14 protein-coding genes are annotated in these 14,587 nt (G+C 36.7%); 3 read left to right on the top strand and 11 right to left on the bottom strand.

Going from position 1 to position 14,587, the window contains the following annotated elements:
* Positions 1-15: 15 nt before the first annotated feature.
* The 6 genes from Q0940_RS12340 to grxD all read right to left on the bottom strand — a co-directional run bounded on the left by Q0940_RS12340 (position 16) and on the right by grxD (position 6,307).
* Positions 16-1,509, bottom strand: a complete 1,494-nt coding sequence (locus Q0940_RS12340) for a peptide MFS transporter (protein ID WP_299268950.1) — start codon at positions 1,507-1,509, stop codon at positions 16-18.
* 311 nt (positions 1,510-1,820) lie between these two features.
* A complete protein-coding gene (locus Q0940_RS12335) occupies positions 1,821-2,606 on the bottom strand; it encodes a phosphatase PAP2 family protein (protein WP_299268949.1) in 786 nt (261 codons plus the stop codon).
* Positions 2,607-2,743: 137 nt separating this feature from the next.
* Positions 2,744-3,526 carry a DUF2884 family protein gene (locus Q0940_RS12330; protein ID WP_299268947.1) on the bottom strand — a complete coding sequence of 261 codons (783 nt, stop codon included), beginning with the start codon at positions 3,524-3,526 and terminating at the stop codon, positions 2,744-2,746.
* A 73-nt stretch (positions 3,527-3,599) separates the two neighbouring features.
* Positions 3,600-4,145 (bottom strand): DUF1566 domain-containing protein, encoded by a 546-nt coding sequence (locus tag Q0940_RS12325; RefSeq protein WP_299268945.1) that lies wholly within the window; start codon positions 4,143-4,145, stop codon positions 3,600-3,602.
* Between the two features lie 2 nt (positions 4,146-4,147).
* Positions 4,148-5,827: a DUF1566 domain-containing protein gene (locus Q0940_RS12320; RefSeq protein ID WP_299268943.1), complete on the bottom strand. Its 1,680-nt coding sequence runs from the start codon at positions 5,825-5,827 to the stop codon at positions 4,148-4,150.
* A 156-nt stretch (positions 5,828-5,983) separates the two neighbouring features.
* Positions 5,984-6,307, bottom strand: coding sequence for a Grx4 family monothiol glutaredoxin (gene grxD, locus Q0940_RS12315; protein ID WP_299268941.1), 324 nt, complete (start codon positions 6,305-6,307; stop codon positions 5,984-5,986).
* 303 nt (positions 6,308-6,610) lie between these two features.
* Here grxD and Q0940_RS12310 point away from each other — a divergent pair, with 303 nt between their 5' ends.
* From Q0940_RS12310 to hemW, 3 genes are all read left to right on the top strand, one after another.
* Positions 6,611-7,192: a Fe-Mn family superoxide dismutase gene (locus Q0940_RS12310; protein WP_299268939.1), complete on the top strand. Its 582-nt coding sequence runs from the start codon at positions 6,611-6,613 to the stop codon at positions 7,190-7,192.
* Between the two features lie 179 nt (positions 7,193-7,371).
* On the top strand, positions 7,372-7,974 hold the full coding sequence (locus Q0940_RS12305) for an XTP/dITP diphosphatase (RefSeq protein WP_299268980.1): 603 nt from the start codon (positions 7,372-7,374) through the stop codon (positions 7,972-7,974).
* Between the two features lie 8 nt (positions 7,975-7,982).
* Positions 7,983-9,125 carry a radical SAM family heme chaperone HemW gene (gene hemW / locus Q0940_RS12300; RefSeq protein ID WP_299268978.1) on the top strand — a complete coding sequence of 381 codons (1,143 nt, stop codon included), beginning with the start codon at positions 7,983-7,985 and terminating at the stop codon, positions 9,123-9,125.
* 30 nt (positions 9,126-9,155) lie between these two features.
* Here the strand turns inward: hemW and Q0940_RS12295 are convergent, their stop codons facing one another.
* From Q0940_RS12295 to nudF, 5 genes are all read right to left on the bottom strand, one after another.
* Entirely contained in the window at positions 9,156-10,718 is a 1,563-nt protein-coding gene (locus Q0940_RS12295) for a hypothetical protein (RefSeq protein WP_299268937.1), read from the bottom strand.
* Positions 10,719-10,802: 84 nt separating this feature from the next.
* Positions 10,803-12,692: a DNA topoisomerase IV subunit B gene (parE, locus tag Q0940_RS12290; RefSeq protein WP_299268936.1), complete on the bottom strand. Its 1,890-nt coding sequence runs from the start codon at positions 12,690-12,692 to the stop codon at positions 10,803-10,805.
* 130 nt (positions 12,693-12,822) lie between these two features.
* Positions 12,823-13,392: a YqiA/YcfP family alpha/beta fold hydrolase gene (locus Q0940_RS12285; protein WP_299268934.1), complete on the bottom strand. Its 570-nt coding sequence runs from the start codon at positions 13,390-13,392 to the stop codon at positions 12,823-12,825.
* A 34-nt stretch (positions 13,393-13,426) separates the two neighbouring features.
* On the bottom strand, positions 13,427-13,885 hold the full coding sequence (locus Q0940_RS12280; RefSeq protein ID WP_299268932.1) for a DUF1249 domain-containing protein: 459 nt from the start codon (positions 13,883-13,885) through the stop codon (positions 13,427-13,429).
* A gap of 22 nt (positions 13,886-13,907) precedes the next feature.
* Complete coding sequence (gene nudF / locus Q0940_RS12275; protein ID WP_299268931.1) at positions 13,908-14,561, bottom strand: ADP-ribose diphosphatase; 654 nt, start codon at positions 14,559-14,561, stop codon at positions 13,908-13,910.
* Between the last annotated feature and the right edge of the window lie 26 nt (positions 14,562-14,587).

Below are 14,587 nucleotides of genomic sequence, written 5' to 3'. Positions count from 1 at the left end.
GATCTAGAGAGACATTTACTTGTCTTCCGCTGCTTTTTCCCACGCTTTAGTTTTAAAGCTAAGTAAAACAACCACAATACCGATGCCAATACTAAATAAGCTAATCTGTAAATACAATGATGGAATTTGTTCTACATTGTTAGGATCGTAGTTACCCGCTAATAAACCAGATATAAGGTTACCAATTGAGTACGTTAATACAAACACACCCATTAACTGACCAGAGAAACGTTTAGGCGATAATTTACTTACCGCACTTAATGCTACAGGGCTTAAACATAACTCACCAACAGTATGTAGGAAATAAGTAGCAACTAACCAATATGGCGCAACTTTTAAACCAGCAACAGCATATTGTGATGCAGCAAACATAACTAAAAATCCGGTTGCCATGATAATCAAACCAACCGCGGTTTTTATGCCGTAAGATGGGCTGATCATTTTCTTAGATAAGTTAATCCACAATACAGCAAAAAATGGTGATAATGCAATGATGAAGAATGAATTTAAGGACTGGAACCAACCTGTAGGAATTTCAAATGAACCTATCATTCGGTCTGTGTAATCACGGGCAAATAAATTCAGTGAAGAACCCGCTTGCTCAAAACCAGACCAAAAACAAATAGAAGCAACACAGACAAGTAACAATGCCCCCATGCCTTTCTTTTCATTTTGGTTCAGGTTACCTAAAAAATAGATACCGAAGAAATAAACAACAAATATTATAGCAAAAATAATGGCTGTATTTTCTGCAAAGACAACTGGGTTTATTACTAAACTACCATTGAATGCTAAAAAAGTAACTAGAGCTAATGAGGCTAAACTAGCAGCAATAATTGCCCAACTAATTTTTTTACCCTTCTCAGACATAGGATGTGTTGGTTCAGCACCAACACCATTTAAGCGTGCCGTTGTCTTTTTATAAATAACTAACCCGATGGCCATACCTACAGCCGCAGCACCAAATGCCCAGTGCCAGCCAAAACTGTCACTCTCCATTAAATATCCACAAACAAGATAACCAATCAACGAGCCAAGATTAATACCCATATAGTAGATGGCGAAACCAGCATCACGACGGTCGTCATTATCAGCATAAAGGCCACCGACTAACGAGCTCATATTTGGTTTTAATAAACCAGTTCCTAGGACAACAAAAATAAGACCAATAAAAAAGGTAGTATCACTTGGAATTGCCAAGATGATGTGACCACACATAATGATGATACCGCCGTACCATATTGATTTTTGACCACCAATTAAACGGTCAGCAATCCAACCACCTGGCAAGCCCATAAAGTATACAGAGCCGGTATAAAGTCCGTAAATAGCAGCTGCGGATGCAACTGTAATGGCTAAACCACCATCTTGTAAGGATGCAGTCATGAAAAGAACCAACATCATTCTCATGCCGTAGTAGCTCATTCGCTCCCACATTTCGGTTGCAAATAAAGTGAGCAACCCGCCTGGTTGACCAAACCACGTTCCAGTAAATTCTGGTTTATTCATAAATGTTCCTAACGATTATAGTTATTATTTTTTAAACAGCTTCTTTGAGCCATTTCTGATTTATATCAAACCCAGTGTTTATACCGTCATCAGTACTATGATGCAAGACCCCATAGGTTAATAGTCAGTTCAATTGCTCAGAATTTGTAAGGTTTTAGGCACTAACTCGGTAATAGTGGTTTATTAGCCAACTAAATAAACCACTATTACTCTTTTTAATTAGCGGGATTCAAGCTCTGGTTGGCTTTGTTTACCTTAATTAATTGAATGCTAACTTTGTAGAGTAGATTTTTTCATCTATAAAATACTTTTTACCAAGACATTGAAACTGATACACCAACGCCATCACCAAAAGTGTATGGAGCTACTTTAACCCAATTATTATTTACCCCGTTAGACGACACGGCATCAACAGCTTCCCAAGCCATGTACCAACCCAGTAATGCCTGTGAAAAATAATGCGCGTCATCGTTCACACGTGACCAAGCTGATAAACCTGATGCAAATAAGGCAAGGTTTTGTTGGATTGGGGTTAACTGATCCATTTTTGCTAACACGAGAAAAGGCACAGCACCTACATAAGCATGACCACTAACACCATTATCATCGTTAAATGGTCGCCAAGTTGCTTCGACTCCATCTCTAGGTCTTGAACCACCTGTTAAAAACTGTAACGCCCCCACCGCTGGTGCAGAGACAAGATAGGTACGCATTGTTAATTGCCCCCATTCACCAAACGCATTATCAGTAGATGACATTTGCATGGCAGTAGCGGCTGCGGCAAGAGGTACAATTAATATTTTTTCACCGAAAAGCTTCGCAACCCCTGACAAATCATCCGATCCCTGAGACTTAATATTAGATTGATGCCAATCTTGAATTTCAGGATCAATGCTTGTATTGGCAATAACAGCACCAAGGGTAAATACGCTTGCAGCTCTTAATAAACGTTCTGGTTTATAGAAAGTTTTATAATCATTAATGACATCAGAAACGATAGTCTTGGTTTGCACTTCAAAGCGCTCTTCAGCAAAAGAAAAAAAACTGGTGCACTGGAAAATAACAGCAGTAGCTAAATATTTAGATGAATTTGACATGATATCCTATCGTTTTCTGGAATTTATTAATTGGTAAATATAGTTATTGGCAAGATATTAGCATAAAAATAAAATGATTTTGAAGTTGATATATACTGAACCATATCAATTTTATGATGAACTAACTGGGTATTAATTTAATCTACTGTGGCTGCTGCATTACTTAAAATGTCATAATTCCTAAGGCGTGGTAATTGCTTTTGTAATCTAGCTTCAATTGCATCTAATGTTTCAAAACGTTGACAAAAAGCATGCGCTTTTTGCTCTAATCTATCTGCATTATATTTTAACGAACGTTCGACTTCAGCACTTATCAAGTCAACCCTCTCTCCTAAGCCTACTTTCTTACCTTCTATATCACTGTCGCTTTGTTTAAACGCTTCATCCATAGCGCCTAACATAACACTCAAAGAGTTGGTAACTATGCTTTTAACCTGATTGGAAAGCTCACCTTCAAAAAAATCATTAAGTTCATTTAAGCCCTGAGGTGCTAAATAAAAGTTATCGCCACTACGAGCAAAACGGCCCATTAAACTTCGTTGTAAAACAGCAAAGTGCTCTTCAATTCCTTGCGCAGCATCAGTACCTGCAATACCTTTAATTACGTCATTTAACGCCCCAAAACCTAGTTCCATACTGTCCATTGCAATATCGACAATCTCAGGCAGTTCTTTTCTTAGTCCCATACTAAACTCTTTAACTAAAGATGTTTGCTCTGGCGTCAATTCTATTTCGTCACCACGGATAAACAGTTGTTCATTGTTATTAATTTGAAATTGGGTACGACCTTTTTTTAAAACACGGATATGATCAGGGGATATTAACAAACCCATTTTTAATTGGATTGGGCACTCAGCCGCGTTACTTTGTTGTGTAAAAGTAAAAGCCAAGAAAATGAAAAATATAAGGTGAAAACGCAAAGTCTTAATTCCAATTACAAAGAATGTATTTCAGTGCGTTTAATTTTGCAGGTAAAGCAATTAATGATCAATGCTATTCAGCGTATTTAACCATGCGTACGTAGAAATCACTGTTTTTAAAATTACTATCTAACCGTCCATTAGAAAATGAAATGGCCCAAGCTTCATCCGCTTGAGCGGCTGCTGTATTAGGTGATGAAGACCAAAAGTTTTTAATGGGAGTATTATCAAAAATAGTTAAGTTAGCGGATGGTGTAACGCAGTTACGTTCAACAATAGAGGCTAGCTCTTTTATATTGGGCACCCGCCATCCTGTTTTTTGTTCTAATTCATAACTCGTTGAAAGCTTAAGTGCATCTTGCCAAGTTAATTGCTTTGCTGAGCCTTCACAAACCTCATCATCAACATTCCATTCTTGCCCTACAACACACCTAGCCCAAGCTAACCCTGTGGTTGAATGGATAACAATCCCAGGCTCATCATCTGATATAACAAAGTCAGCATCGTCTGTAGTTACTGTACTGCCGTCGCATTGTTGATCTGAAAATGCTTGTGTTGACAAGAACATTAAAAATGAAGTTATTAATATTGTTAAATATTTTCTTAATTTATTTATCATCGCTAATCCTCGTCCCCAACACTTCTAACTAAAATAACATAAGCAGGTTTTGACATATGTATTACCGAATCATCACCAGTGGCTAAATCTAATACAAAATAAGCTTCATCGGTACCGCCCTCTGCATTAGCGTCAGATACCCAATAGAACTTATGCCCTAACTTAGCTTTATCTGGTGTATTCAGGAAGAAATCTGACACAAATAAATCACCACTATCGACATCGTTATAATCCAGTATATTTAATAACTCTAAATAAGTTGGTAAACGCCAATTAGCCCCACCACAGAAATACTCATCATTAACAGTATTTATGAATTCTTCTTGCCCACAATTACTAGTTGATGGACAAGATAATATAGGATCAAGATCAGAGTCCATGCTGTAATAGTTTTCAGCGCCTCTTAAATTTTCAAACTCAGGGATGCTTGGTGAGTCTTTAACTTCCCAAATTAAACCAGTGAAGTTATCGCGAACACAGCTAAACACGACCGCAGAATGGGATAACTCATCCCCATTCTCATCAAATTTAGTAAAATCAAAAGAACGAGGCCCTTCGCCTATTTTATCCAATAAAGAGCTAATTTCATCTCGACCTGAATCAGCATCTTGTTCTGGATAATCCGGGTTGTTACAGGTTATTTCTTTAGTGTCACTAAAACATTTAGTTATACCCGTATCATGCAAAGTTCCCAAGTTAACTGGATTAACCGTTATCAAAACTTCACTTGATACTTGTTCATTTGCACTGTCCGTTACCTCTACTGAAAAAATCAATTCTTCTTCGGCATCAACATCAGGCGCTACGAAAGTGGTTATACAGCTATCCACATCATCAATAACGACACTAATTCCATAAGTTTGTTGCCAATTGCAACTTACATCTGAAACCGCTGATGCACTGTCTGATGCATTAAGAGTAACAAGCGTAAATTCATCCACAATTTGATCCGAACCCGCATTTGCCGCAATAACGCTACTAGATGCAGCAACTGGAACAATAAGAGTATTACTACCTTCCAATCCAGAGTTATCGGTGACGGTAAGTTGTAAAGTAAAATTTGTTGCGACTGTCACAAAAGGAGCTGTAAGTTGTAACTCATCTGAGTCTGTATCTGAAATAAAAGTTAACGCATCATTTTCATCAATTTGGGTCCATTGATATTGACGAATCTCACCATCTTGATCGTAACTGCTAGTGCCTAAAAGTGTCACTACTTCATAAGTATCAAATGCAGGTGTTAGTCCGTCTTCAAACTGAACAATTGCAATGGGTGCATAGTCAACATTAGTCACTTGAATGGTTATTTCATCATAAACAACCTGACCATCCGAAGAGGTATACTCAGCTTTAAACACCAAATCAACGTCTACAGAAGTAGCCGGAGCGGTTATTTCAACACTTAAGTCATCTTCCGTAGGAAATCCATCAATAAATGGACCTTGGGTTTGCACCCAAACCACCGTACCACCTTCAGGATAAACCGTAGCATCTAACGTTATAGCCTGACCTTCTAGTACGACTTGATCTTCTCCAGCATTAACACTGGCAAGATTTGCCGCAGAATCAGATCCACTTGAAGAGTCACTGCAAGCGTTCACTGCCACTGAAATAATTAAATAAATACATACAGTTAAGTAGTTTTTCTGGATGAACTTATTTTTCAAATAGACTTTTAACATAAACCTAATACTTATAATTAAGGTGCATTAAATATGGGATGTCACAGCTTAAATGCAAAGTTCAAGCCATTTACTTACTTAACAAAAATCAGACAAATACCACCTATAAAAAAACCAGCAAACGCTGGTTTTTTTATTACATTTTAACGAACAGTATTACTCTGGCTTTTCAGCTTCTTCGTTAATTAGAGATTGTAGCTCACCCTTTTGAAACATTTCCATAATGATGTCACAACCGCCAACTAACTCGCCACCAATCCACAATTGTGGGAATGTTGGCCACTGCGCATAAGCTGGTAATTCAGCACGAATATCTGGGTTTTGTAAAATATCAACATAAGCGAATTCTTGACCACATTGCATTAATGCTTGAGACGCTTGTGAAGAGAAACCACAAGAAGGTAATTTAGGGCTACCTTTCATGTATAAAAGAATTGAATTTTCAGCGATTTGTTGTTTGATTTTATCTATGGTTTCCATGTCAACCTCGGTAGTATGGCGATGAATAAAACTAACCTAGAAAGTATGATTTTGATATTATTTCTTGGTCTAGCATACAGAGAATTTAAATACATATTATTCAAATTCATTAAATTATTTAGTGTAGATATGTACGATTATTAAATTTTTCAATGCTTTCACTTGAAACAAAAATTAACAACCTCATTAAAGGTGTAACTATAAATAATAATAGCGATATAGTAAAACTAATACTTGAGTAATATAGTCAAGTTTTATAATCTTATCAGCTATGCTTATATAAAACCAACGGAGACGACCATCATGGCATTTGAATTACCAGCATTACCATTTGCAAAAGACGCTTTAGAACCTCATATTTCAGCTGAGACTTTAGACTTTCACCACGGTAAACATCACAACACTTACGTTGTAAAACTTAATGGCCTTATTGGTGGTACTGAATTCGAAGGTAAAACTTTAGAAGAGATCATTAAGACTTCTGAAGGTGGTGTATTTAACAATGCAGCACAAATTTGGAATCACACTTTCTACTGGAACTCTTTAAGCCCTAATGGCGGCGGCGAACCAACTGGTGCAGTTGCAGATGCGATTAATGCAAAATGGGGTTCATTTGCTGAATTCCAAGCTGCATTTAACGACAAAGCAGTTAACAACTTTGGTTCTAGCTGGACTTGGTTAGTTAAATTAGCTGACGGTTCTTTAGATATCGTGAATACATCTAATGCAGGTACTCCAATCACAGAAGCTGGTGTTACACCACTTATCACTGTCGATCTTTGGGAACATGCTTATTATATTGATTACCGTAACGTACGTCCTGAATACCTTGGTGGTTTCTGGTCATTAGTTAATTGGGAATTTGCAAACGCTAACTTTGCATAATCAGCCTGTATTAAAAAAAGGTGCATTTACATGCACCTTTTTTTGTGTCTAAAATTCATCTTGATTGAATAAACCTCTTTGACCAAAAAGATTTACCCCAGTTGCCTAGTCAAACCTTTAAAGTTGTAACGTTCTCCTTTATTATTCCGCCAGTTTAATTCCTATCTATTTTGGACCGCATAATGAAAGACATACTTCTCGCTTCTGGTAACAAAGGTAAAGTTAACGAACTTAAAGAAATGCTAGCGCCTTTAGGTTTAAACGTAGTTCCACAAAGCGAATTTAATGTGGAAGAAGTGCCAGAAACTGGCACTACATTTGTTGAAAATGCCATTATTAAAGCGCGTCATGCATCAAAGGTAACTGGTTTACCTTGTATCGCTGATGATTCAGGATTAGAAGTTGCTGCGTTAAATGGCGCTCCGGGTATTTATTCTTCTCGTTTTGCTGGCGAAGGAGCAACCGACGGAACTAATATTGATAAACTTTTAAGTCAGTTAGAGGGCGTTGAAGAAAGTAAACGCCAAGCTCGTTTTGTTTGCGTACTCGTATTTATGCGTCATGCTGATGACCCAACACCAATTATATGCCAAGGCTGTTGGGATGGCGTAATAAGCACGCAAAGACAAGGTGAAAACGGTTTTGGATACGACCCAGTCTTTTTCCAACCACAACTAAATCTTGCTGCAGCTCAGTTAAATCCAGAACAAAAACACGCTCTTAGTCATCGTGGTAAAGCGTTAAAACAATTAATGGCTCAGTTCCAACAGTTAGGTCTTTAGTCTTGCCAATATCATTAGTGCTACCGCCATTATCTTTATACATTCATATTCCTTGGTGTGTACAAAAATGCCCTTATTGTGATTTTAATAGTCACGCGCAAAAAGGTACGATTCCAGAAACTGAATACGTAGCTAATTTATTAGATGATTTAGATCAAGATTTAAAATATGTACAAGGCCGTAAATTACACTCTATATTTTTTGGTGGCGGCACGCCAAGTCTGCTATCTGAAAAAGCGGTTGCTAATATATTAAACGGCGTAAAACAGCGCATTGAGTTTGCAGACGATATTGAAATAACCCTGGAAGCTAATCCCGGAACGTTAGAATATAACAAGTTCTCAGGTTTTGCTGACGCTGGGGTTAATCGCATCTCCATTGGCGTACAGAGTTTTCAATTAGACAAACTCAAAGCATTAGGCAGAATACATAACGACGATGAAGCAAAAACAGCAGCTTCTTACGCTGCTAGTAGCGTTAATACCTTTAATATTGACCTTATGCACGGTTTGCCAAATCAGAGCTTAGACGACGCTATATCAGATTTAAAACAGGCGATTGCATTAAACCCTACGCATTTATCTTGGTATCAATTAACCATTGAACCAAATACCCTATTCTACTCTCAGCCGCCCAAATTACCGCAAGATGAAACTCTTTGGGATATTCAGCAGCAAGGCCATGAGTTATTAAAGCAAGCGGGTTATATTCAATATGAAATATCCGCATATTCAAAAGCCGGTTATCAATGCAAACATAATTTAAATTATTGGCGTTTTGGTGATTACTTAGGCATTGGTTGTGGAGCACATGGCAAGATCACAGTTGAACAAGACAATAAGATTGTTCGCACGGAGAAAGTAAAACACCCAAAAGGTTATATGGACTTAACCAAAGCGCATTTGAATAAAGTGTGGGATGTTGAATTGGACGATAGAACGTTTGAATACTTTATGAATAAATTAAGATTAAAAGAAGCTTTTAGTCTTATTGAATTTGAAAAATATACAGGAATTGAATCAAACGATATTCAAGAGAAACTTAGCAAAGCCGTTAAGCTTACGTTATTAGAAAAAGTGACAAGTGACCAATATCAGGTAACTGAAAAAGGCATTCAGTTTTATAATAATTTGGTCGACTTGTTTTTATGATCTTGTAATGTGAAATTGCAAATTACTCAGTTAATCAGAACTTAGTTGATAGCCTGATAGATATGGCAACTCAGCATCTGCCATAGCTTTATATAATTTTTCCTTAACATGCTCCTGATCTTCTAAAAGCAGTGCTCTTACATATGATTTACAAGCTAATTTATATTTTTTCTGCTCGACATGTTTATCGCCTATTCGATGATAAGCATCAAACTTTTTCTCTGGATGATACATAGCATAAAATATTTGGGTATGTACTAACCCTAAAATTAAACGCTCTATATTTAAAGGCATGTCATTAAATTCAGTATCCACATAAACCATCGCATCAAACGCTTTTTTATGCTCGCCAAGTAAATACCATGCATAAGCAATTCGGCAGGTAATTACTGGTGAATCGTTTGATTTACTCAACTCATCTAATCTATTTTTTGCATTACTGAGTAAGTCAGGTTTACTTCCAGCTTTTATGATCAATAAATATACATTTATTACCGCAATTTCAACACTAAACCTTTTCGCAATATGTTTTTTACTAAACCTACTTAATCTCTCTTCTAACTTATCCAAAATCTTATCTTTATCATTCGATGGAGATGACAAATAGTCATAAATATATACGCTGCAAAGAGACATAGTTAGTTGAGCAAACAATAAAGAGTTGGGTTTGGCCAATCGAATTTTTCGTTCTATAAACTCTTGAGCATCATCAAACCTTTGCGCAAAGCTTAAGATCAAAAATACGAGACGAACCATAGATGCTGGCATTGAGCTGGATGGATATGTATTAATGAGCTCAATTGCATCTTCAAATTTTTGTTGTTGTAACAAAATTCTTAGTTGCCAAAAAAGCTTCATAGATCCAGGCGGTAAAGCGATAAAAGACTCTTCTGATAAAAGTTTACTACAAGCGTCCCAATCACCTAGTTCATAATGCGCTTTTAAGTTAGGCCATAAACTCCAAGACTTTCCCTTAACAGTAGGTTTACTACAAATTGAAACAACTTGATTAAATTTACCAGTCTCAAATGTTAAGTTGATCTTAAGTTTTAAAAACTTTTCGATTACATCTATAGAAATATTATCTTTTGGAATGGTATTTAACGCTTTATAAGCAAATGACAATTTACCATTACCTATAAAGGTTAAGGTTGGCTTAAATAATATAATAGCTTTAGCCATGCTCATGACTCTACCAGTAACGTCTTTCTCACTAAAAGGTGTTGAAAGAAAATCTAATAGCATTAAAGGACTATCATAATCCTGAACATGGTTATTGGACTCATCACAAACTAAGATAACCCCCGTAGTTGATTTGATGATCCCTGATGCCAACAAACCATCAATGACCTCACTGCCTGATCTGTTTACATCTATATTTTCATCTAAAATAATCAGGTCATACGAATTCTCAGGATCCAGAGAGTCTAACCCTTTGTATAGTAATTTAACATCGTCGATACCCATGCGAGAACATTGCTCTTGAATTAACGTACCCCAACTATTTTTTTCGCATAAACATGCAACCTTCATATTAAAATAGTTCATGGCCGTTAATGACGACTGCGTTTTAGTCTTGCTATTTCCGCGCAATTTAAGCTCCAAACATTAAGGTAATACCTTGAATCTACATCATGGAATTTCTAATTTAAGGTGTATAAAATATAAAGCCCCTAGTTATACTTCTGCTTTATTACCTTTACTTTCTAGCCATATTTTTCTATCGCCTGAACGTTTTTTAGCTAACAACATGTCCATCATTTCCATAGTTGGCGTAAATTCATCGATTGTTAACTGTACTAAACGACGAGTATTTGGATCCATCGTGGTCTCACGTAGTTGTAGTGGATTCATCTCACCCAATCCTTTGAATCGTTGTACGTTCACTTTACCTTTTTTCTTTTCCGCTACAATGCGATCTAACACACTGTCTTTCTCGGCTTCATCGAGTGCGTAATAAACGTCTTTACCTACGTCAATACGATATAAAGGAGGCATAGCTACATAGACATGTCCAGCTTCCACTAACGCGTAATAATGTTTAATAAACAAGGCACATAGAAGTGTAGCAATATGAAGACCATCACTGTCTGCATCGGCTAAAATACATACTTTACCGTAACGTAATTGAGATAAGTCAGTTGAATCAGGATCCATACCAATAGCGATAGAAATATTGTGTACTTCTTCTGAAGCTAATACTTGACCAGAGTCAACTTCCCAAGTGTTAAGGATTTTACCTCTAAGTGGCATAATTGCTTGAATTTCACGGTCTCGCGCTTGTTTTGCTGAGCCACCAGCTGAGTCACCTTCCACTAAGAACAGTTCAGTTCTTTGACTTTCTTGGCTACTACAATCGGTTAATTTACCCGGTAATGCAGGGCCTTGAGTTACTTTTTTACGAATTACTTTCTTAGCTGCTTTCAATCGTTTTTGTGCATTTGAGATACACAATTCAGCAAGTTGCTCAGATATATCCGTATGCGTATTTAACCAAAGACTAAAAGAATCCTTTAATACACCAGATACAAAGTTGGCACATTGGCGCGATGACAAACGTTCTTTTGTTTGGCCGGCAAACTGTGGATCTTGCATTTTAACAGATAGGATATAAGAGCAACGTTCCCAAATATCTTCAGGTGTTAATTTAATGCCACGTGGCAATAAGTTTCTGAATTCACAAAATTCACGCATGGCTTCCAACAAACCTTGGCGCAAACCATTTACGTGTGTACCACCTTGTGCGGTTGGGATCAAATTCACATAACTTTCAGCAACTAACTCGCCACCTTCCGGTAGCCAAGTTACAGCCCATTCAACAGCCTCTAACTTACCTTTAAATACACCAACAAATGGGTCTTCTGGTAAAGTTACATAATCTTTAACCGAATCAACTAAATAATCTTTTAACCCATCAACAAAATGCCATTCATGGCTTTCATTAATTTGTTTGTTCTCAAATTTAATTCTTAACCCAGGACATAAAACCGCTTTCGCTCGTAGATTATGTACTAGTTTAGAATTAGAGAATTTTGCAGTATCAAAGTACGAGGCATCTGGCCAAAAACGTATATTTGTACCAGTATTACGACGACCAACCGTACCTATAACTTCTAAGTCTTGAACTTTGTCACCATTTTCAAATGCAATTAAGTATTCTTGAGCATCACGTTTTACTCGAATTTCCATTCTAGTGGTAAGTGCATTAACAACAGAAACACCTACACCGTGTAAACCACCGGAAAATTCATAATTATCATTTGAGAATTTACCACCAGCGTGAAGTTTCGTTAGGATAAGTTCTACCCCTGGAATACCTTCTTCAGGGTGAATATCCACAGGCATACCACGACCATCATCTTGTACTTCAATTGAATTATCTTCATGAAGAATTACAATAATATTTGACGCATGTCCGGCTAATGCTTCGTCGACACTATTGTCGATTACTTCCTGAGCTAAGTGATTTGGTCTGGTTGTATCTGTGTACATACCAGGACGACGACGAACTGGTTCGAGTCCATTAAGTACTTCTATTGACTCTGCGTTATAGGTTTTATTGGTCATAAGTTAATAAATTATTAGATAATTCCCATGCTTAGATTTTAGTGCTTAGTGTAAAGACTAACGATGTTGGATTAAAACTTAAAGGAAAATTTAACTGATAGACAAAATCAATTTAGCTTACACCGTTTTATTACAGAAAAAACTCTGCAATTTTTATAGGAAACCGCTCAAACTGATCAAAGCCATGGCAACCTCCTAATTCAAATGTGATTTTACAATTTTTATAGCGTTCCATCGCTTGTCTATAATCCAATACTTCATCTTTTTCTTGCTGTAATAGCCAAATACGTTCCGGTTGATAAAGCTCTCTCGGGTATAAAGATTTAAATTGATCCATATGACGTTCAGTTAAAATATACTTTTCACCTGTAATTGGCTGTACTTGCTCTCCCAAGTAATCATGCAATAACTCAAAAGGTTTTACCGCTGGATTAACAACAACAATCGGCTTTTTAAACTTATTATGTAAATACGTTGCTAAAAAACCACCTAATGAACTCCCCACAATACCAATAACATCATCACCATAAGTTTTCATTATGTTGTTGAGTTGAGAAACTGCATCATCAGGTATAACGGCCAACTGAGGTACTAAAACTTCAATCCCATCGAAGTTTTCATTAATTAATTGCTTAAAAATCAGTGCTTTTTGCGAGTTTGGTGAAGAATGAAACCCGTGTAAATAAAGGATGTATTTCATACGCACTTTTAAATAATTTAAACAGCGCGCTATATTATACCGATGGAGTCATTAATGCACCTTTATTGGTTAGCTCATTTTGTTTAGTGAATACTAAATTGAGCCAATCCTTTAACAAGCTATTAACCTGGTACTTTTCATCTTTATGATGCAGCTTAGGATTTGGGTAAGGATAGTTTTGGCGTAGACGCTTATGCTTTTGAAAGCCAATAACTTCAGCCATTTGAGCATCGTGATAAACTCTAACGTCAAATTCACTCACCATAAACTTAGGTAGATTGGACGCTGACTGGGTTATACTAAGCGTATCTGTATACCGGCTTCTTTCAGTTACCTTTAGTTGAAACTCCAATAACCCATCACATTTAATATCCCAACTCGCACCCAGATCATATTCCATAGGTAACAACCTCAGTAATAATGCATAGTTACGAGTACACACAGCTTGCATTTTTTGCAAATTAGGCACATATTTTTGTGAACGTTTTATCATTTAATACTCATAAATTTATATTTTATATAGACTTAGGTCTCGTTTTATCTAGTTCATACTCCCTGTCTAACTTAGATTTATTTAACGCTAACCACTGCATGCAAATAACCGTTGCCGCATTATCTAATTCACCCGTGTTTAGCAAATCAATGGCTTCATTATAGTCGAATACGTGAGCTTTAATATCTTCCTGTTCTTCGTCAAGGCCGAATATACCAGCCGCATCTTTACAATCAACTATTCCTAAATACAAATACACTCTCTCTGTTGTACCACCTGGACTTGATAAGTAATCTAATATAGGAATTAGTTTATTTATAGTCAAACCGGCCTCTTCTTGAGCTTCTCGTATTGCCACTTGGCTTGTATCTTCAGGCTTATCAATCATACCTGCAACCACTTCTAACAACCAAGGTGATTGCTTAGTTGCTAATGCCCCAATTCTGATTTGCTCAATTAACACGACTTTATTTTCAACAGGATCGTATGGTAAAACAGCAACGGCATGTCCTCGTTCAAAAATTTCACGACTGACAATAGTGCTTTGCCCACCATTAAATAAAGCATGGGTGAACTTAAATTGGTTAATTTTAAAAAAGCCTTTATAGACTGGCTCTACCGATTTAATTTCCACATTTTCTTTATTAAATTGAGATGCAAACTTGTTTTTTGTCATATTAGTCCTCACTTTATGCTAATAAA

The sequence above is a fragment of the uncultured Psychrosphaera sp. genome, from assembly GCF_947500655.1.
Lineage (GTDB): Bacteria > Pseudomonadota > Gammaproteobacteria > Enterobacterales > Alteromonadaceae > Psychrosphaera.
This window is presented reverse-complemented; position numbering and strand designations above follow the sequence as displayed.

What these genes read in the sequence shown, in the direction of transcription:
- Q0940_RS12325 (WP_299268945.1), bottom strand. Translation starts at nt 4,145, where the DNA reads ATGATAAATAAATTAAGAAAATATTTAACAATATTAATAACTTCATTT.
- Q0940_RS12335 (WP_299268949.1), bottom strand. Translation starts at nt 2,606, where the DNA reads ATGTCAAATTCATCTAAATATTTAGCTACTGCTGTTATTTTCCAGTGC.
- nudF (WP_299268931.1), bottom strand. Translation starts at nt 14,561, where the DNA reads ATGACAAAAAACAAGTTTGCATCTCAATTTAATAAAGAAAATGTGGAA.
- Q0940_RS12310 (WP_299268939.1), top strand. Translation starts at nt 6,611, where the DNA reads ATGGCATTTGAATTACCAGCATTACCATTTGCAAAAGACGCTTTAGAA.
- grxD (WP_299268941.1), bottom strand. Translation starts at nt 6,307, where the DNA reads ATGGAAACCATAGATAAAATCAAACAACAAATCGCTGAAAATTCAATT.
- Q0940_RS12320 (WP_299268943.1), bottom strand. Translation starts at nt 5,827, where the DNA reads ATGTTAAAAGTCTATTTGAAAAATAAGTTCATCCAGAAAAACTACTTA.
- Q0940_RS12285 (WP_299268934.1), bottom strand. Translation starts at nt 13,392, where the DNA reads ATGAAATACATCCTTTATTTACACGGGTTTCATTCTTCACCAAACTCG.
- parE (WP_299268936.1), bottom strand. Translation starts at nt 12,692, where the DNA reads ATGACCAATAAAACCTATAACGCAGAGTCAATAGAAGTACTTAATGGA.
- Q0940_RS12280 (WP_299268932.1), bottom strand. Translation starts at nt 13,885, where the DNA reads ATGATAAAACGTTCACAAAAATATGTGCCTAATTTGCAAAAAATGCAA.
- Q0940_RS12340 (WP_299268950.1), bottom strand. Translation starts at nt 1,509, where the DNA reads ATGAATAAACCAGAATTTACTGGAACGTGGTTTGGTCAACCAGGCGGG.